Annotated in this window: 18 protein-coding genes; 15 read left to right on the forward strand and 3 right to left on the reverse strand. The window is 70.8% G+C overall.

Annotated features, from left to right (window positions below; all coding sequences use genetic code 11):
• Nucleotides 1–19 precede the first annotated feature (19 nt).
• The 7 genes from rpe (at nt 20) to OG331_RS39715 (ending at nt 6,546) form a co-directional block, all read left to right on the forward strand.
• Entirely contained in the window at nt 20–706 is a 687-nt protein-coding gene (gene rpe / locus OG331_RS39685; RefSeq protein ID WP_406205883.1) for a ribulose-phosphate 3-epimerase, read from the forward strand.
• A gap of 78 nt (nt 707–784) precedes the next feature.
• Nucleotides 785–1,828 (forward strand): sugar-binding transcriptional regulator, encoded by a 1,044-nt coding sequence (locus OG331_RS39690; RefSeq protein ID WP_369269838.1) that lies wholly within the window; start codon nt 785–787, stop codon nt 1,826–1,828.
• An 85-nt stretch (nt 1,829–1,913) separates the two neighbouring features.
• On the forward strand, nt 1,914–2,228 hold the full coding sequence (locus OG331_RS39695; protein ID WP_406205886.1) for a barstar family protein: 315 nt from the start codon (nt 1,914–1,916) through the stop codon (nt 2,226–2,228).
• A 131-nt stretch (nt 2,229–2,359) separates the two neighbouring features.
• Nucleotides 2,360–3,802, forward strand: a complete 1,443-nt coding sequence (locus OG331_RS39700; RefSeq protein WP_406205889.1) for a GuaB1 family IMP dehydrogenase-related protein — start codon at nt 2,360–2,362, stop codon at nt 3,800–3,802.
• An 88-nt stretch (nt 3,803–3,890) separates the two neighbouring features.
• Nucleotides 3,891–4,376 carry a GNAT family N-acetyltransferase gene (locus OG331_RS39705; protein WP_406205892.1) on the forward strand — a complete coding sequence of 162 codons (486 nt, stop codon included), beginning with the start codon at nt 3,891–3,893 and terminating at the stop codon, nt 4,374–4,376.
• 234 nt (nt 4,377–4,610) lie between these two features.
• Nucleotides 4,611–6,083: an amino acid permease gene (locus tag OG331_RS39710; protein WP_328882918.1), complete on the forward strand. Its 1,473-nt coding sequence runs from the start codon at nt 4,611–4,613 to the stop codon at nt 6,081–6,083.
• Between the two features lie 10 nt (nt 6,084–6,093).
• The gene (locus OG331_RS39715; RefSeq protein ID WP_155054451.1) at nt 6,094–6,546 is read left to right on the forward strand and encodes an Lrp/AsnC family transcriptional regulator; all 453 of its coding nucleotides are present in this window, start codon (nt 6,094–6,096) and stop codon (nt 6,544–6,546) included.
• Nucleotides 6,547–6,596: 50 nt separating this feature from the next.
• On the opposite strand, the gene OG331_RS39720 is transcribed toward OG331_RS39715, so the two are convergent.
• Together OG331_RS39720 and OG331_RS39725 are read right to left on the reverse strand one after the other, a co-directional pair.
• Nucleotides 6,597–6,959, reverse strand: a complete 363-nt coding sequence (locus OG331_RS39720; RefSeq protein ID WP_406205898.1) for a hypothetical protein — start codon at nt 6,957–6,959, stop codon at nt 6,597–6,599.
• 76 nt (nt 6,960–7,035) lie between these two features.
• A complete protein-coding gene (locus OG331_RS39725) occupies nt 7,036–7,776 on the reverse strand; it encodes a GntR family transcriptional regulator (protein ID WP_406205901.1) in 741 nt (246 codons plus the stop codon).
• A gap of 226 nt (nt 7,777–8,002) precedes the next feature.
• Between OG331_RS39725 and OG331_RS39730 the strand changes: the two genes are divergently transcribed.
• The 6 genes from OG331_RS39730 to OG331_RS39755 all read left to right on the forward strand — a co-directional run bounded on the left by OG331_RS39730 (nt 8,003) and on the right by OG331_RS39755 (nt 14,779).
• Entirely contained in the window at nt 8,003–9,160 is a 1,158-nt protein-coding gene (locus OG331_RS39730; protein ID WP_406205904.1) for an ABC transporter substrate-binding protein, read from the forward strand.
• Nucleotides 9,157–10,056 (forward strand): ABC transporter permease, encoded by a 900-nt coding sequence (locus tag OG331_RS39735; protein WP_406205907.1) that lies wholly within the window; start codon nt 9,157–9,159, stop codon nt 10,054–10,056. The genes OG331_RS39730 and OG331_RS39735 overlap by 4 nt, the downstream gene beginning before the upstream one ends.
• On the forward strand, nt 10,044–10,856 hold the full coding sequence (locus tag OG331_RS39740; protein ID WP_406205910.1) for an ABC transporter permease: 813 nt from the start codon (nt 10,044–10,046) through the stop codon (nt 10,854–10,856). Before OG331_RS39735 ends, OG331_RS39740 begins: the two co-directional genes overlap by 13 nt.
• A 3-nt stretch (nt 10,857–10,859) precedes the next feature.
• Entirely contained in the window at nt 10,860–11,942 is a 1,083-nt protein-coding gene (locus tag OG331_RS39745; protein WP_406205913.1) for an ABC transporter ATP-binding protein, read from the forward strand.
• Between the two features lie 47 nt (nt 11,943–11,989).
• Nucleotides 11,990–13,462 (forward strand): HAD-IA family hydrolase, encoded by a 1,473-nt coding sequence (locus OG331_RS39750; RefSeq protein ID WP_406205915.1) that lies wholly within the window; start codon nt 11,990–11,992, stop codon nt 13,460–13,462.
• 120 nt (nt 13,463–13,582) lie between these two features.
• Complete coding sequence (locus OG331_RS39755; protein WP_406205918.1) at nt 13,583–14,779, forward strand: MFS transporter; 1,197 nt, start codon at nt 13,583–13,585, stop codon at nt 14,777–14,779.
• Here the strand turns inward: OG331_RS39755 and OG331_RS39760 are convergent.
• The gene (locus OG331_RS39760; RefSeq protein WP_406205921.1) at nt 14,748–15,287 is read right to left on the reverse strand and encodes a Repetin; all 540 of its coding nucleotides are present in this window, start codon (nt 15,285–15,287) and stop codon (nt 14,748–14,750) included. The two genes, OG331_RS39755 and OG331_RS39760, sit on opposite strands and share 32 nt — an antisense overlap.
• A 317-nt stretch (nt 15,288–15,604) precedes the next feature.
• Between OG331_RS39760 and OG331_RS39765 the strand changes: the two genes are divergently transcribed.
• Complete coding sequence (locus tag OG331_RS39765; RefSeq protein WP_406205924.1) at nt 15,605–16,393, forward strand: carbon-nitrogen hydrolase family protein; 789 nt, start codon at nt 15,605–15,607, stop codon at nt 16,391–16,393.
• Nucleotides 16,394–16,439: 46 nt separating this feature from the next.
• A complete protein-coding gene (locus OG331_RS39770; protein ID WP_406205926.1) occupies nt 16,440–18,155 on the forward strand; it encodes a flavin monoamine oxidase family protein in 1,716 nt (571 codons plus the stop codon).
• Nucleotides 18,156–18,158: the final 3 nt, after the last annotated feature.

Raw genomic sequence — 18,158 nt, forward strand, 5'->3', positions numbered from 1 at the left:
GGCATGGCAGTCTTGGGTCATGGCCGCGCAGATCAACCCCAGCATCCTGTCCGCCGACTTCGCCCGCCTCGCGGACGAGGCGAAGGCGGTCCAGGGAGCCGACTTCCTCCACGTCGACGTCATGGACAACCATTTCGTCCCGAACCTCACGCTCGGCGTGCCGGTCGTAGAGTCCCTGGCCCGTGCGACGGACACTCCGCTGGACTGCCATCTGATGATCGAGGCCCCCGATCGGTGGGCGCCCCAGTACGTCGAAGCAGGGGCCTCCTCCGTCACCTTCCATGTCGAGGCCGCCGCGGCTCCGGTACGGCTTGCCCGGGAGATCCGGGCCAAGGGTGCCCGTGCCTCCATGGCGCTCAAGCCCGCGACGCCCATCGAGCCGTACGAGGATCTGCTCCCCGAACTCGACATGCTGCTGATCATGACGGTCGAGCCGGGCTTCGGTGGTCAGGCGTTTCTCGACATCATGCTTCCGAAGATTCGCCGCACCCGCGAGTTGATCAGCAAGCACGGCCTCGACCTGTGGCTTCAGGTCGACGGCGGTGTCTCGGCCTCGACGATCGAGCGGTGCGCGGAGGCGGGCGCGGACGTCTTCGTCGCCGGTTCGGCGGTGTACGGGGCCGAGGACCCCGCCGCGGCGGTCCGTGCGCTGCGCGCGCAGGCCGAGGCGGTGACGAAGTCCGCGGCCTGGGCATGCGACCACTGAGCCAAGGGAACGTGAACGGCGCCCATCAGGGCGGATCAAGAGCGCCGGATCTGCAAGGATGAACGGCGAATCCAGAGTGTGAACAGCAGTGAGGAGATCGCCGTGTCGGGTATGTCGGCGGGCCGGTCAGCCATGCGGATGGGACCCGCTGAGCTGGTGCAGGCGGCGGCCATGGCCCGCCGCTTCTACCTCGAGGGCAAATCCAAGATCCAGATCGCCGAGGAGTTCGGCGTCAGCCGCTTCAAGGTGGCCCGGGTCCTGGAGACCGCTCTCGAACGGGATCTGGTGCGCATCGAAATCCGCGTACCGGCCGAACTGGACGCCGATCGCTCGGACGCGCTGCGCGCCCGGTACGGCCTCAGGCACGCCGTCGTGGTCGAGTCCCCGGCCGAGGCCGAGGAGTCGCCCGACCCCGAGAACCTGGGAGAGGTGGCCGCCGACCTGCTCGGCGAGCTGGTGAACGAGGGGGATGTGCTGGGCCTGGCCTGGGGCAGGTCCACCATCCACATGGCCGCGGCCCTGGACCGGCTGCCGCCGTGCACGGTGGTGCAGTTGACCGGCGTGTACGACGCCGGGACCGCCGAGCGCGGTTCGGTCGAGGCGGTGCGCCGCGCCGCCCAGGTGTCCGGCGGCGACGCGCACCCCATCTACGCGCCGATGCTGCTGCCGGACGCGGCCACCGCGGCGGCGCTGCGGCACCAGACCGGGATCGCCCGGGCCTTCGAGTACTTCGACAAGGTCACGGTCGCCTGCGTCTCCATCGGCTCCTGGGAGCCGGGCATCTCGACGGTGCACGACATGCTCAGCGACGAGGAGCGGGCCCACTACGCCTCGCTCGGCGTCGCCGCCGAGATGTCCGCGCACCTCTTCGACGCCGAGGGGCGCCGGGTCGGACGGGACCTGGGGGAGCGGTGCATCACGGTCAAGGCCGACCAGCTCCGCCGTATCCCCGAGGTCGTCGCGATCGCGGGCGGGCAGCGCAAGGGACCGGCGATCGACGCGGTGCTGCGCTCCGGGCTCGTCACCAGCCTGGTGACGGACACGTCGGCGGCGGACTACCTGATGACGGCGGGTCCGACGCCGAAGCCGACGCTCAACAGGACCGATCCGGACGGACACTGACGGTATGTCAGGAAGGGGGCGGCCAAGCGGTCGCCCCCTTCGTTCATCTGCTTCATCCGATCACTACGACCTTGGCGGTACTGAGATGACGGAGCTCGTGGTCCCGCTGGACCTCGACGGGATCACGGACAAGGCCGGCCTGATGGACCGCTGCGCCCGTGCCCTGGACCTTCCCGACTGGTTCGGCCGCAACTGGGACGCGCTCGCCGACTCCCTCTCCGACCGCACCGTCTGGCCGGAGGCCGCCGTGGAACAGGGCCTGCTGGTCGTCGTACGGAACTGGCGGGCGTACGCGAAGGCGCGGCCCGACGAGTGGGAGATCGCCCAGGACGTGTTCTCCGAGGCGGTGGACCGGACGCAGGCGCTCACGGTCGTGCTCGCTCTTGGAGGATCCTCCTAGGGGGTGTCTGACCTGCTTGGATGATGTGACCGTGCATCGCATTCCGGTCAGCGTGGGACAATGAAGTACGTGCTCTTCCCCCTGGCTGACCTGTCCGGGGGCCACCTCTGATCGACTGGGATGTGCAGCACGTGCGTTTCCTCAATGACATCCAGCCCGCGTACGACCTGACGTACGACGACGTCTTCATGGTCCCGAGCCGCAGCGCGGTGGGCTCGCGGCAGGGCGTGGACCTCAGCTCGCCGGACGGCACGGGCACCACCATCCCGCTGGTCGTCGCCAACATGACCGCCATCGCCGGCCGCCGGATGGCCGAGACGATGGCCCGGCGCGGCGGCCTGGTGGTCATCCCGCAGGACATCCCGATCGAGGTCGTCACCGACGTCGTCTCCTGGGTGAAGAGCCGGCACCACGTCCTTGACACCCCGATCGTGCTGGCCCCGCACCAGACCGTCGCCGACGCGCTGGCACTGCTGCCCAAGCGCGCGCACAACGCCGGTGTGGTCGTCGACGACGACTTCAAGCCGATCGGTGTGGTCACCGACTCCGACCTGTCCGGCGTGGACCGCTTCACGCAGCTCGAAGTGGTCATGTCGCGGGACCTGCTGCTCCTGGACGCGGACCTCGACCCGCGCGAGGCCTTCAACACCCTCGACCACCACAACCGGCGCTACGCCCCCGCCGTCGACAAGGACGGCCGCCTCGCGGGCATCCTCACGCGCAAGGGCGCCCTGCGCGCCACCCTGTACTCGCCGGCCGTCGACGCCAACGGCAAGCTGCGCATAGCGGCCGCCGTCGGCATCAACGGCGACGTGGCGGGCAAGGCCAAGCAACTGCTCGACGCGGGCGTCGACACGCTCGTCATCGACACGGCGCACGGCCACCAGGAGTCGATGATCGCCGCGATCCGGACCGTGCGGGCGCTCGACCCGCAGGTGCCGATCGTGGCCGGCAACATCGTGGCCGCCGAGGGTGTGCGGGACCTGATCGAGGCCGGCGCGGACATCATCAAGGTCGGTGTCGGCCCCGGCGCCATGTGCACGACCCGCATGATGACCGGCGTCGGCCGGCCGCAGTTCTCCGCGGTCCTGGAGTGCGCCGCCGAGGCGAAGAAGTACGGCAAGCACGTCTGGGCCGACGGTGGCGTCCGGCACCCGCGTGACGTCGCCATGGCGCTGGCAGCCGGTGCGTCCAACGTGATGGTCGGGTCCTGGTTCGCGGGTACCTTCGAGTCGCCGGGCGACCTCCAGCAGGACGCGAACGGCCGCCTCTACAAGGAGTCGTTCGGCATGGCCTCCGCGCGGGCCGTGGCCAACCGTACGTCCGACGAGTCGTCGTACGACCGGGCCCGCAAGGCGCTGTTCGAGGAGGGCATCTCCACCTCGCGCATGTTCCTCGACCCGGGCCGGCCGGGCGTGGAGGACCTGATCGACTCGATCATCGCGGGCGTGCGGTCGTCCTGCACCTACGCCGGCGCGGGCTCCCTGGAGGAGTTCGCCGAGAAGGCGGTCGTCGGCATCCAGAGCGCGGCGGGTTACGCGGAGGGCAAGCCGCTGCACGCCAGCTGGAGCTGACGCCAACTCCCTTGCCTGCGGCCCCCGTTGTCCCGTTCGCCGGGAAAATCGGGGGCCGTTCGGCGTGCGCGCGTTCTACTGTCGCGCCATGGAGATCACCGTCTGTACGGCCGGCGACGTCGCGCTGCTCGATCAGCACCTGGGCTCGCCCGGGCGCACCTCGTTCCATGCCCGGCGATTCGCTCGGCAGGAGGTGGGGGCGTGCACGTATCTCGTGGCCTGGCTGGAGGGGCGGCCGGCGGGCCACGCCGAGATGCGGTGGAGCGGCTGTGACGCGCCCGAGGTGACGACCGAGTGCCCCGAGATCGGCGGTCTCGGCGTCCGGGAGGAGCTCCGCTCGCGCGGCATCGGCACCGCGCTGATCCGCGCTGCCGAGGGCCTTGCCCGGGAACGCGGCCTGCCGGTCGTCGGTATCGGTGTCGGCCTCGACAACCGGCGCGCGGCCGCCCTTTACGGCCGGCTCGGCTATCGGCCCCTGGTCGACTACCTCGACCGCTACTCGTACGAGGACGTCGACGGCACCCTGCGCGAGTGCGTCGACCCCTGCGCTTTCCTGATCAGGAAACTGCGCTGATCGGACCGTTGCGCAACGGTCGAAAGCCGCCGCGCAACGAACACCCACCCCGCCCCGAGGAACGCAATGATCTTGCGGGCATGCGCAAGGTTGCTGCATTTCACCAGCAACGCCGATCCTCGTAGGCTGTCGCCTCGTACGTGGCGTGGCAGGGACCCCGCTCGGTGGGTCCCCGCTCGAAGGGGTGCCGCCGGTCCCTGCCGCCCTGACCGGCAGCGATAAGGAGCCCAGCGCGTGCTCGATCAAGGCGCACCCCCGCAGAACCCAAGCCAGACCGCCGCCCCCGCGTCCCTCGGAGTCGGCGCGCGCCTCATGCGTCGCAAGCCCGTGGAACACCTGGTCGCGGAGGGTGGCCAGGGTGAGGGAGGGTCCCTGCGGCGCTCTCTCGGCATGTGGCAACTGACCATGATCAGCATCGGTGCCACCCTCGGCACCGGCATCTTCGTCGTCCTCGGCGACGCCGTCCCGGAGGCCGGTCCCGCGGTCACCCTGGCCTTCGTGATCGCCGGTCTCACGGCGCTGTTCTCGGCTCTGTCGTACGCCGAGCTGGCGGGCAGCATCCCGGTCGCGGGCTCCTCGTACTCGTATGCGTACGCAACGATGGGCGAGCTGGTCGCGTGGGTCTGCGGCTGGTGCCTGGTGCTGGAGTACGGCGTGTCGGTGGCCGCCGTCGCCGTCGGCTGGGGCGAGTACCTCAACGAGCTGCTCGACGGGACGATAGGCGTCACCATCCCGTCCGTGCTGTCCTCCGCGCCCGGTGAGGGCGGGATCATCAACCTGCCCGCCCTGATCGTCGTGCTGCTGGCGATGATCTTCCTGCTCGGTGGTGTCCGGGAGTCCGCCCGGGCCAACACGATCATGGTCGCCGTCAAGATCGCCGCGCTGGTGCTGTTCTGCGCGGTCGGCTTCATGGGCTTCAAGTCCGGCAACTACGAGGACTTCATGCCGCTCGGCATGGCGGGCGTGAGCGCCGCGGGTGCGACGCTGTTCTTCTCGTACATCGGCTTCGACGCCGCCTCCACCGCGGGTGAGGAGGCGAAGGACCCCAAGCGGGACCTGCCGCGGGCGATCATGCTGTCGCTGATCATCGTGACCGCGCTGTACGTGCTCGTCGCGGGTGTCGCCGTCGGCGCCTGGAACTGGACCAAGTTCGAGGGCTCCGAGGCCTCCCTCGCCGCGATCATGAACGACGTCAGCGGGCAGACCTTCTGGGGCACCCTGCTCGCCCTCGGCGCGGTCATCTCCATCGCGAGCGTCGTCCTCACCGTGCTCTACGGCCAGACCCGCATCCTCTTCGCGATGTCCCGCGACGGCCTGGTCCCGAAGGCGCTCGGCAAGGTCCACAAGAAGACCGGCGCGCCCCGTCTCAACACGATCATCGTGTCCCTCTTCTGCGGTGCGCTCGCGGCCCTCATCCCGCTGGGCAAGCTCGTCGACGCGACCAGCATCGGCACGCTGTTCGCCTTCGCGCTGGTCAACATCGCGGTGATCATCCTGCGGTACCGGCGGCCGGAGCTCGAGCGCACGTTCAGGGTGCCGTTCGGGCCGGTGCTGCCGGTGCTGGGCTTCCTGTTCTGCGCGTACAACATGTTCAGCCTGGACACCGTGACCTGGGTGGTCTTCGGGTTCTGGATGGCGGCCGGTCTCGTGTTCTACTTCGTGTACGGCTATCGCCGTTCCCGTCTTGCGACACCAGAAGTGAAGTGAACCACCCGCAGTGCTGAACGATCTCGACGAACGCATCGTGCACGCCCTCGCCGAGGATGCCCGCCGCTCCTACGCGGACATCGGGCAACTGGTCGGCCTGTCCGCGCCCGCCGTGAAGCGGCGCGTGGACCGGCTGCGCGCCACCGGAGCGATCACCGGATTCACCGTACGGGTGGATCCGGCGGCGCTCGGCTGGGAGACCGAGGGGTTCGTCGAGATCTACTGCCGGCACAACACCTCGCCGGAGACGATCCGGCGGGGGCTTGAGCGGTACCAGGAGGTCGTGGCGGCGTCCACGGTCACCGGTGACGCGGATGCGGTCGTGCAGGTCTTCGCCTCCGACATGCGGCACTTCGAGCGGGTCCTTGAGCGGATCGCGGGGGAGCCGTTCGTGGAGCGGACCAAGTCTGTGCTGGTGCTGTCGCCGTTGTTGCGGCGGTTTTCTTCCGGGTCGCCCACGTAGTTTTCTGGGTGCGGGTGGGTGGGGGCTTGTCGCGCAGTTCCCCGCCCCACTTAGGCGGCGTTCTCGCGGACCTTCGTCAGCATGTGCCGTACGACCAGTGCGTGGGCGCCCGTGCCTATGACGAGACGTCGGTAGACGGCACCCGCCGGGCCGGGGAACCTGGCCCGTGTCTCGGCCCGCAGGTGTGTGTGGCCCTGCTCCGTCTCGTCCAAGTGGAAGATCAGCGCGTACCTCGAGAAGGGGTGATGGCCGACCAGGGCCAACTCCCGGCCCGGGGTCGACACTGCCACCCGGAATCCTCGGGCGCCGTCCATCCGGGCGGTCAGGTCGCGCCAGACGGCGTCGGTGTTCGCCTCGACCGTCGTCGTGTGTTCGTCGACGAACGGCAGGGCGGGGATCTCGGTGGCGTCCATGGGGGAAGTCTCGCGCGGCCGCCCACGGCGGGGCCTCCTCCAGCGGGTGGAGGCGGGTAGCCGTTCGGGGGAGGGGTCAGTCGGCCGTCTTGCGGGCGAGGGCGTTGTTGTCGATCGAGTTGTGCACGCTGAAGCTCACCGCGTCCGAGCGGTAGCGGTCGTCCGACCACTCCACCGGGCGGCCCTCGCGGGTCGTCGTCACGCGGCGCACCCGGAGCAAGGGGCTCGTGCGGCGGATGCCCAGCAACTCGGCGTCCTGGGCGCCCGCTGACACCGCGTCGATGACGTGCTCGCCGTAGGCGAAGACCAACCCCGTGTCGTCGTACAGGCGTTGGGTGACAGAGGGGCAGTCGGGCTCTATGGCCTCGACGGCCGGGGCGATCCAGTCGGCGTAGACCGTGCGCTCCAGCAGGACCGGCTCGCCGTCCAGGCCACGCATCCGCAGGACGTGCAACACCGGGGTTCCGGGGCTCAGCTGGAGGCGTACGGCGTCCTCCTTCGTCGCGGGTCGGTGTTCCTGCGCGACCACGTGGCCACTCGCCTCCCGCCCCATCGCGTTCGCCCACTGGGCGAAGCTGCGCAGCTCGGCGAAGCTCTGGCTGCGGCGGCTGGCCAGGACCACCCGGCGGGCGCCCTGGCGCGAGCCGATGAGGCCCTCGGCGGTCAGTGCCGCGACGGCCTGCCGGACCGTCCCGCGCGAGACGCCGTACCGGGCCGCGAGATCCGTCTCGGCGGGCAGCAGCGAGCCGACCGTGTACTCCTCGCGGTCGATCGCCCGACGCAGTTCGTCTGCGATCTCCTCGTGTCGCGCCGTCATGCTTCCCCTCTGAGTCCGTTGCTGTGCACAGCGTGACCAGCCTAATCGAGACCGTCCGGCGCTCCGTGTCCGTGAGGAGTGTGCACGAATTCAGGGCAGAGACTTTCGCCAGTGTTCATGAACGTGTCACCATCGGCGGGCCTACTGGGGCCAACTTGTTCAGACAAGTTCGAGATCTTTCCTGGGCAAGATCCTCCTGCACCCTCGCGCGTCCCCTGGAGAACCCGTGTCCATTTCCCTGCCGAGAAACGCCGCTCTCGGCGGTGCACTCGCCGTCGTCGCCGCGCTCGCCCTGAGCGCCTGTGGCGCCGCCCCCGACAACGCGTCCACCGCCGCCGACGGCAAGAGCGCCGCCACCGCCACCTCCGCCAAGGAGTTCGGCGGCCTCGACAAGCTGGTCGAGGCGGCCAAGAAGGAGGGCACGCTGCACGCCATGGCGCTGCCCCGCGACTGGGCCAACTACGGCGCCCTCATCGACGGCTTCGAGAAGAAGTACGGCATCAAGGTCGAGGTCGAGAACCCCGACGGCTCCAGCCAGGACGAGATCAACGCCGTGACGTCGCGCAAGGGGCAGGACCGCGCCCCGGACGTGCTCGACCTCGGCAGCTCCTTCGCGATCAGCGCCGCCCAGCAGGGGCTGCTCGCGCCGTACAAGGTGGAGGCCTTCGCCGACATCCCCGAGGGCCAGAAGGACGCGCAGGCCCGCTGGTTCAACGACTACGGCGGCTACATCTCCATCGGGTGCGACGCCAAGCGCGTCAAGGAGTGCCCGAAGACCTTCGCCGACCTGCTGAAGCCGCAGTACAAGGGCCAGGTCGCCCTCAACGGCAATCCCACCAAGTCCGGCTCGGCCTTCGGCGGCGTGTACGCGGCGGCGCTCGCGAACGGCGGCTCCTTCGACGACATCCAGCCCGGCCTGGACTTCTTCGCCAAGCTGAAGAAGAACGGCAACTACACGCCCGTCGAGTCGACCCCGGCCACCGTCGAAAAGGGCGAGACGCCCATCAGCATCGACTGGGACTACCTCAACGCCGGATACGCCGAGGAGTTCAAGTCCAAGGGCGTCGACTGGCAGGTGTCGGTGCCGAGCGACGGCCAGTTCTCGCAGTTCTACTCCCAGGCGATCAACAAGGACGCCCCGCACCCCGCGGCCGCCCGCCTGTGGCAGGAGTACCTCTACAGCACCGAGGGCCAGAACCTGTGGCTCAAGGGCTACGCCCGGCCGGCCCTGATGACGGCCATGGAGAAGGCCGGCACCCTCGACAAGACGGCCGCAGCCAAGCTGCCCCAGGTCTCCGGCACGCCCTCCTTCCCGACCGAGGAGCAGCAGAACAAGGCCAAGACGGTCCTCGGCCAGGGCTGGGCGAAGGCCGTCTCCGGATGACGACCACCCTCACCCGGGTCGACACGGCGCCCGCCGCTGCGCGCAAGCGGCGGCGCCGTGGCGTCGGCGGCTCGCTCGCCGTCGCCCCGTTGCTCGTTTTCACCGCGCTCGCTTTCGGGCTGCCCGCCCTGGCCATGCTGGACGGCGCCTTCACCGTCAAGGACCCGGCCACGGGGGCGACTTCGTACAGCGCCGACAACCTGACCGCCTCGCTCCAGGGCGCGTACCTCACGGCCCTGCTCGGCAGCGTCAAGCTGTCCGCCGTCTCCGCCGCGCTCGGCGCCCTCCTCGGGCTGCCGCTCGCCCAGGCCGTGGTGACCTCCCGTTTCCGCGCCCTGCGTGAGGCCGTGCTCACCGCCTCCGGGGTACTCGCCAACTTCGGCGGCGTCCCGCTGGCCTTCGCCTTCGTCGCCACGCTCGGCAACGCCGGTGTGCTGACCCGCCACCTGGGCCTCACGGACAAGGGCTGGGACCTCTACAGCTTCTGGGGCCTGGTCCTCGTCTACCTGTACTTCCTGATCCCGCTGATGGTCCTCACCATCACCCCGGCCCTGGACGGCCTGCGCTCCCAGTGGCGCGAGGCAGCGCAGAACAACGGCGCCACGGCCGTGCAGTACTGGCGCCATGTGGCCCTGCCCGTCCTGCTGCCCACGCTCCTCGGCGGGTTCGTCCTGCTCTTCGGCAGCGCTTTCGCCGCGTACGCCACCGCCGCCGCGATGGTCGGCAGTTCCGTCCCGCTGGTCACCCTCCAGATCGCCGACGCCCTCTCCGGCAACGTCCTGGTCGGCCAGGAGAACGTGGCGCTCGCCCTCAGCCTCGACATGGTCCTGGTCGCCGGCCTGGTCATGGCGGTGTACCTGCCCCTGCAACGACGGAGCGCGCGATGGCTCGCCTGAACCTGTGGCGGTGGGGCGTGCTCGGCCTCGCCGGTCTGTACTTCCTGGTGCCGCTCGCCGCGTCGGTGGTCTTCACGGTCGACGTGCCCGGGCAGGGCCTCACCTTCGACGCCTACGGCCAGATCTTCTCCACCGACGGCTTCACCTCCAGCCTGCTGCTCTCCCTGGAGCTGGCCCTCGCCACCATCGCCGTCGTCCTGCTGCTGATGGTGCCCGCCATGGTCGCGCTGCGGCTCGGCGCGCCCCGGCTGCGGCCCGTCGTCGAGATCGTGTGCTCGCTGCCGCTGGTCGTGCCGCCCATCGCGTTCGTCGCCGGGATCGGGACGGTGCTGAAGTGGGGGCCCGAACACCTGTCGCGGACGCCGCTGTTCCAGACGTTCGTCGCGATCCAGAACCCCGACTTCCCGTTCGTGCTCGTCCTTGCCTACGTCGTGATGGCGCTGCCGTTCGTGTACCGGGCCCTGGACGCCGGGCTGCGCGCCATCGACGTGCCCACTCTCGTGGAGGCCGCCCGCAGCTGCGGGGCGAGCTGGCCGCAGGCGCTGGTGCAGGCCGTCCTGCCCAACCTGCGCGGCGCCCTGCTCAACGCCTCCTTCCTCACCCTCGCCCTGGTGCTCGGCGAGTTCACCGTGGCGCAGCTGCTCGGCTTCCAGCCCTTCGCGGTGTGGATCGTGAACGTCAGCGGCTCGCAGGCCCAGCTGTCCGTCGCCGTGTCCGTGCTCAGCCTGCTCGTGACCTGGGTGCTGCTCCTCGTGCTCGCCGGCTTCGGCGGCCGTACCCGTCCTACCTCCCGGGGATGAACCATGACCGTGCTTGAAAAGACAGCGCCTGAAAAGGCATCGGTACAGGCCGCCACCGTCGAATTCCGGGGACTGCGCCGGGAGTTCGGAACCACCGTCGCCCTCGACGGACTCGACCTGACCGTGCGACCGGGTGAACTCCTCGCGCTGCTCGGCCCGTCCGGCTGCGGCAAGACCACCGCGCTGCGCATGCTCGCCGGGTTCGAGCATCCCGACTCCGGCCAGGTGCTGGTGGACGGCGAGGACGTCACCGGTATCCCCGCGCATCGCCGGGACGCCGGGATGGTCTTCCAGTCGTACAGCCTCTTCCCGCATCTGAGCGCCCTCGACAACGTGGCGTTCGGGCTGCGCATGCGCAAGGTGCGCACCGCCGAACGGCGCGGACGGGCCGCCGAGTTGCTGGAGCTGGTCGGCCTCGCCGACAAGGGCGAGAGCTACCCGCACCAGCTCTCCGGCGGCCAGCAGCAGCGCATCGCCCTGGCCAGGGCCCTCGCCCTGCGCCCGCGCGTCCTGCTGCTCGACGAGCCGCTGTCGGCGCTCGACGCCAAGGTGCGGCTGACGCTGCGCGAGGAGATCCGACGGCTCCAGCGGGAGCTGGGCATCACCACCCTGTTCGTCACCCACGACCAGGAGGAGGCCCTGTCGATGGCCGACCGGGTCGCGGTCATGCGCTCCGGACGGCTCGAACAGTGCGCCGCTCCGGCCGAGTTGTACGGCCGCCCCGCCACCGCCTTCGTCGCCGAGTTCGTCGGCACGATGAGCCGCATTCCGGGCCGGCTCGTCGAGGACGGCGTCGAGGTGCTGGGCCGGCGGCTGCCGGTCGACGGCGACGCACCCTCGGTGTCCGACGTCGACGTGCTGGTGCGGCCCGAAGCGGTGACGGTGCACGCCGACGACGCGGCCGACGCACGCGTGGTCGCCACGGCGTTCCTCGGCGCCACCACCCGGCTGACCGTTCGGCTCGCCGACGGCACCGAGGTCAAGGCCGACCTGCCCGCGCACGAGACGGCCGCGCTCGGCGCCGGCGCCGCGGTCAGCGTGTCGCTGCCGGAGCGGCCGGTGCTGGTGGCCGAACGCAGCCGCTGACTCCCGTACCACCTGGTGATCCCCCCCCACGCATGAAAGAGACAACCGTGACCCGACTCCCGCTCCAGGCCGCCTTGTTCGACATGGACGGCACGCTCGTCGACACCGAGCGGCTGTGGTGGGAGGCGGTGGAGCAGGTGGCCGGCCGGGCCCTGACCGAGGCGGACGAGCCCCAGGTACTCGGCCGGGCCGTCGAAGACACCGCCGACTGGCTGTCCGGTGTCACCGGCACCCCGGCGGACACGCTCGCCGAGGTGCTGCACCGGGAGTTCGCGGATCGCGTCCGCGCCGGCATCGTGCCCCGCCCAGGCGCGCTCGACCTGCTCGACGCGCTCGCCCGCGAGGGCGTACTGACGGCTCTGGTGACTGCGTCCCCGAGAGCTGTCGCCGACGCCGTCCTCGAAGCCCTCGGCGCCGACCGCTTCGCCGTCTCCGTCACCGCCGACGACACCGACCGCACCAAGCCCGCCCCCGACCCCTACCTCGCCGCCTGCCGCCTCCTCGACGTCGACCCGGCGGCCTGCGTGGCCGTCGAGGACACGGAGACGGGCGTCGCCTCCGCCGAGGCCGCGGGCTGCACGGTGCTCGCGGTGCCCTCGCTCGCCCCGATCGACGCGGGGCCCGGCCGGACCGTCCTGGGCGGCCTGACGGGCGTCACCCCGCAGCGGCTGCGCGCCCTGCTGCCGTACCGGCTCCGCGTCATGAGCTGGAACCTCTGGTACGGCGGCACCAAGGTTCATGACCACCGTGCCAAGCAGCTCAAGGTCATCGCCGAGACCGACGTGGACGTGGTCGGGCTCCAGGAGACGTATGGCACCGCCGCCGAAGAACTCGCCGAGGCACTCGGCTGGTACCACCACCGCGCCGGGGAGAACCTCGGGATCATCAGCCGGTACCCCATCACGGCCCCCCTCGGCGACCCCGACGTCGGGTTCTACGGGGCCGCCGGGGCTCGTGTCCGCGTGGGAGGCGAGGCGGTCGACGTCTGGACGGCCCACCTGGACTACACGCCGTACGGGCCGTACGAGTCCGCGTTCGACGGGCTGCCGGCCGCCGGTCTGATCGCCCACGAGGAGGTCCGGCTCGACCAGATGCGGGATGTCCTGCGCCGGATCGACGACTCCGTGCCGGTCGTCCTCGTCGGCGACTTCAACAGCCCCTCCCACCTGGACCGGCCGGACGTGGAATGGCCGGTGACCAAGGCGGCCGAGGAGGCGGGGCTGCGGGACTCCTACCGCGAGGCCCACCCCGACCCGAGGGCCCACCCCGGCCACACCTGGTCGCCGATCCACCCCGTGCACGAGGACGGCAGCGGGCGCTCGGAGCCGCAGGACCGGATCGACTTCGTCCTCCACCGTGGCCTGCGCGTGCTCGACTCCCAGACCTGCGTGAGCGGCCACCCGCGCCCCTGGCCCGACGTCGAGCACAACGAGTGGCCGTCCGACCACGCAGCCGTCATCACCACCTTCGCGCTGCCCGCCGCCTTCTCCGAGAGCGCCACATACTCCCTGCACGAGTGAGCCGGGTCGGCCTACCATCGATGCCATGACCTGGCGACATTGATCCACCAGCCGTGCCTCCCGAGGGCCACCTCGGCCGCCGTACCCCCGGCGTCCGAACTGTCCCTGCGGGAAGGCCTCATGACACTCTCACCTGCACGCGTGCCCGAAATCGGCGTCCGCCGCCTCACGGCCACGCTGTACGGCTACTCGTTCCTCGACGACTTCGTCCTGCTCTACCCGGTGTACGCGCTGCTGTTCGCCGACACCGGCATGTCGCTCTGGCAGATCTCCTCCCTGTTCGCCCTGTGGTCGATCACCGGCGTCGTGCTGGAGGTCCCCTCCGGAGCCTGGGCCGACGCCGTCTCGCGGCGCCGGCTGCTGTGGATCGGCCCGCTGCTCACGGCCGTCGGCTTCGGACTGTGGGTGGCCGTCCCGTCGTACTGGGCCTTCGCGACCGGCTTCGTCCTGTGGGGCGCCGGCGGAGCGCTCGGCTCCGGTGCGCTGGAGGCGCTGGTGTACGACGAGCTGGACCGGCTGGGCGCCGCCGACCGGTATGCGCGGGTCATGGGCCGGTCCCGGGCCGCACGGCTGGTGGGCACCGTCGCCTCCATCGGCCTGGCGGGGCCCGTCTTCGCCCGGGGCGGCTACGCGGCCGTCGGTGCCGCGAGCTTCCTCGCCTGTGTCCTGACCGCCCTCACCGCGACCCGGTTCCCGGAGCACCGGGTGCGGCCGGAGACCGGGGGCGACAGCTGGGCGACGACCCTGCGGACCGGACTCGCCGAGGTCCGCAGGGACCGTGCGGTGCGTGGTGCCCTGCTGCTGATGCCGGCCGTGGCCGCGGTGTGGGGCGCGCTCGACGAGTACACCCCGCTGCTGGTCCGGGAGATCGGCTTCGCCGAGGCGACCGTGCCCTACCTGATCATGTTGATCTGGGCGGGCGTCACCGCCGGCAGCCTCCTCGCCGGACCGGCCGAACGCCTCGGCACGAGGGGGCTCGCGGCGCTGCTCGCGGGCGCGGCGCTCGCCCTCGCCGTCGGCGCCGCGGCCCGCTCACCGGCAGGTATCGCCCTGCTGAGCCTCGCCTTCGCCGGGTTCCAGCTGGCGGAGGTGCTCGCCGACGTCCGCCTGCAGCACCGGATCGACGAGTCCCGCCGGGCCACGCTCACCTCCGTGGCGAGCCTCGGCACCGAGCTGGCCACGGTCGCCACCTTCGGCGTGTACGCGCTGCTCGGCACGGGCGCCGCGCACAGCACCGTCTTCGCGGTGCTCGCGGTTCCCTACCTGGTGACGGCGCTGGCGCTGGCTAGAAGTCGGGCCGCCACGGCACGACCGTGAAGTCGCCCGTCCCCTTCTTGGCCTTCTCGAAGGGGGCGGAGCTCACGCACTTGGGCAGCGCCTTCGTCTCGACGGGGCTGCCCGTGGAGGCCCAGCTGTAGCCGAGCCGGTCGTGGCCGCCGACGTCGTGGACGGTGACGCCGACCCGCTTGCCCTTGGCGCCCGGCAGGTCGGAGGAGGTGATGACCCCGGAGACGACGGCCACCTTCCCACCGGTCAGCAGACAGTCGACCTTCACCTTCGCCCGGGCGCCCTCGCCGTTCAGGTAGTGGCTGAACTCGAAGGTGCCGGTGGCCTTCGTCGGGTCGGCCGTGTCCTTCGCCGCCAGGTGCGCGTCGAACGAGAACGTGATGTCGTCCCCGGCCGAGCGGTACAGCTTGGCGGTGCCGGTGAGCGCGGCGGCCTCGCGCTGCCGCGGCGCGTCGCCGGACGCGGTTGCGGTGGCAGCGGCTCCGGCCGTGAGCAGGAGTGCACAGCCGAGCACAACGATCTTTGTACGGCGGTTCATCGTGGTCCTTTCCGCAGGTCAAGCCAGGTCGAGTGGACGGTCCCCACTCTCCCGGCGCCGCGCCCGCGGCACATCGCGCCCGGGGCGCAACCCGCTCTCCGCCGTCCGGCGGGGGAGACCGGCGGGACCTGCGCTGCCAGGAGGAGCGGGACTACGACCGGGGTCACGCAACGAATCGCCGCCGACCCGTCAGTGCACGCAACGAACCGCTCACCGGCGCGCAACGGCTCCTTCTTGTCCGCCCCTGCCGGCCGCCCGTACCGTCTACGTGGCCCCTACACGGCCCCCAACCCCCTTCCGCCCGGTGAGGAACACGCATGCGCTCCGCCCTGCTCCAGAGCTCCGGCCGCCCCGGCTCGACCGTCGAGAACCTCAAGGTCCTCGACGAGGCCGCGGGCCGCGCCGCCGCGGCGGGCGCCGGGCTGCTGGTCACGCCGGAGATGTTCCTGACCGGGTACGCGATCGGCGACGACATCGCCCGCCTCGCCGAGCCCGCCGACGGCGACTGCGCGGACGCGATCGCCGAGATCGCCACCCGGCACGGCCTGGCGGTCGTCTACGGCTACCCCGAGCGGGACGGCGACGCCGTCTTCAACTCCGCCCAGCTGATCTCCGCCGACGGCACCCGCCTCGCCGACTACCGCAAGACCCACCTCTTCGGCTGCTTCGAGCGCGACCACTTCACGCCGGGCGACCAGCAGGTCGTCCAGGCCGAGCTCGACGGCCTCCGCGTCGGGCTCCTGATCTGCTACGACGTCGAGTTCCCGGAGAACGTCCGCGCCCACGCCCTGGCCGGCACCGACCTCCTCGTCGTCCCGACCGCGCAGATGCACCCGTTCCAGTTCGTCGCCGAGTCGATGATCCCGGTGCGCGCCTTCGAGAACCAGATGTACGTCGCGTACGTCAACCGGGCCGGCCGGGAAGGGGAGTTCGAGTTCGTCGGCCTCTCCACGCTCGCCGGCCCCGACGGGGTCGCCCGTACCCGCGCCGGCCGCGGTGACGAGCTCGTCCTCGCCGACGTCGACCCCGCCTTCCTCGCCGCCTCGCGCGAGGCGAACCCGTATCTGACCGACCGCCGCCCCGGCCTCTACGGGTCGCTCGTCTGAACCTCCCCCCGCTTTCCCTGTCGCAGTCGCAAGGAGTCCGTACCCCATGACGTCCACGGTGCCCAACGCCGTCCAGCACGCCGACGAGCAGCAGCCGCCGATCACCATGTTCGGCCCGGACTTCCCGTACGCCTACGACGACTTCCTCGCCCACCCGGCGGGGCTCGGCCAGATACCCGCGACCGAGCACGGCACCGAGGTCGCGGTCATCGGCGGCGGCCTCTCCGGCATCGTGGCCGCGTACGAGCTGATGAAGATGGGCCTCAAGCCGGTCGTGTACGAGGCCGACGAGATCGGCGGCCGGCTGCGCACCGTCGGCTTCGACGGCGCCGGCACCGAGGGCCTCACGGCGGAGATGGGCGCGATGCGCTTCCCGCCGTCCTCCACGGCCCTCCAGCACTACATCGACCTCGTGGGCCTGCAGACCAGCCCCTTCCCGAACCCGCTCGCCGAGGCCACCCCGTCGACCGTCGTCGACCTCAAGGGCGAGTCGCACTACGCCGAGACGGTCGAGGACCTTCCGCAGGTCTACCGGGATGTCGCTGCGGCCTGGAACAAGTGCCTCGAAGAGGGCGCCGACTTCACCGACATGAACCGCGCGATGCGGGAGCGGGACGTGCCGCGCATCCGTGAGATCTGGGCGCAGCTCGTCGAGAAGCTCGACAATCAGACCTTCTACGGCTTCCTCTGCGACTCCGAGGCCTTCAAGTCCTTCCGGCACCGCGAGATCTTCGGCCAGGTCGGCTTCGGCACCGGCGGCTGGGACACCGACTTCCCGAACTCCATCCTGGAGATCCTGCGGGTCGTCTACACCGAGGCCGACGACCACCACCGCGGCATCGTCGGCGGCTCCCAGCAGCTGCCGCTGCGCATGTGGGAGCGCGAGCCGGAGAAGATCGTCCACTGGCCCTACGGGACCTCGCTCGCGGCGCTCCACGAGAACGGCGCGCCCCGCCCGGCCGTGACCCGGCTGCACCGCACCGCCGGCAACCGGATCACCGTGACGGACGCGAACGGCGACATCCGCACCTACCAGGCGGCGATCTTCACCGCGCAGTCCTGGATGCTGCTGTCGAAGATCGCCTGCGACGACACGCTCTTCCCGATCGACCACTGGACGGCGATCGAGCGCACGCACTACATGGAGTCCAGCAAGCTCTTCGTGCCCGTCGACCGGCCGTTCTGGCTGGACAAGGCCGTCGACGACAGGGGAAATCCGACGGGCCGGGACGTCATGTCGATGACGCTGACGGACCGCATGACGCGCGGGACCTACCTGCTCGACGACGGTCCGGACAAACCCGCCGTCATCTGCCTCTCCTACACGTGGTGCGACGACAGCCTGAAGTGGCTGCCGCTGTCCGCGAGCGAGCGGATGGAGGTCATGCTGAAGTCGCTCGGCGAGATCTACCCGAAGGTCGACATCCGGAAGCACATCATCGGCAACCCGGTGACCGTCTCCTGGGAGAACGAGCCCTACTTCATGGGCGCGTTCAAGGCCAACCTGCCGGGCCACTACCGCTACCAGCGCCGCCTGTTCACGCACTTCATGCAGGACCGGTTGCCCGAGGACAAGCGGGGCATCTTCCTCGCCGGCGACGACATCTCCTGGACGGCCGGCTGGGCCGAGGGCGCCGTCCAGACCGCGCTGAACGCGGTCTGGGGCGTCATGCACCACTTCGGCGGGGCGACCGACGGCTCCAATCCCGGGCCGGGCGACGTCTACGACGAGATCGCGCCGGTCGAGCTGCCGGAGGACTGACCA

Origin of the sequence: Streptomyces sp. NBC_01017, from assembly GCF_045162795.1 — a bacterium.
GTDB lineage: Bacteria > Actinomycetota > Actinomycetes > Streptomycetales > Streptomycetaceae > Streptomyces > Streptomyces machairae.